This window comes from Burkholderia sp. ABCPW 14 (assembly GCF_001523835.1).
GTDB lineage: Bacteria > Pseudomonadota > Gammaproteobacteria > Burkholderiales > Burkholderiaceae > Burkholderia > Burkholderia mayonis.
On the sequence record NZ_LOVS01000183.1, the window covers coordinates 1 to 607 of the forward strand.

The 607-nt window shown below is 60.8% G+C and carries 1 pseudogene; it reads right to left on the bottom strand.

Annotated features, from left to right (window positions below):
- Nucleotides 1-127: 127 nt before the first annotated feature.
- A pseudogene (locus WS62_RS35190) lies at nucleotides 128-481 on the bottom strand (DDE-type integrase/transposase/recombinase); the annotation flags it as partial.
- Between the last annotated feature and the right edge of the window lie 126 nt (nucleotides 482-607).

Genomic DNA, 607 nt, shown 5'->3' on the forward strand with positions numbered 1-607 from the left:
GCCGTTGCCAATACGTTGAACACCAGGCCCCGGAAAACGCTCGGCTGGAAGACGCCGGCTGAAGCTCTGGACGAGTACCTGAAATCCGTTCAAAAATGCGGTGTTGCGACGACCGGTTGAATCCGCCTTGCGATCCTCTGTCGGAGTGGTGGATCAAGGTTCCATCGCCTCCCGGCCGGCGAGCGTACAGCGCCTGTTCAAGTGCATCCAGAACGAAGTCCGTGGTCATGGAAGAACTGACGCGCCAGCCGACGATGCGGCGGGCGAACACGTCCACCACGAAGGCCACGTACAGCCAGCCCTGCCACGTCGAAACATAGGTGAAATCAGAAACCCACAACTGATTCGGTCGGTTAGCCGTGAACTGCCGATTCACCCGGTCCAGCGGACGCGGTACGGCGGCATCGGGAATCGTCGTCCGGACTCGCTTACCGCGAACGGCACCGCGCAGACCCAGCCGTTTCATCAGCCGTTCCACCGTTGTCGATGGCGGTCAAAATCCGCGCTTTTCCGGCGGCGTCACGTAACGGCGGCATGACACAAGTTTCAAAATCGACGTTGCAGGAGCGACGAACCTGTCGGAAGCGGGATATTGACGCGGGGCGCG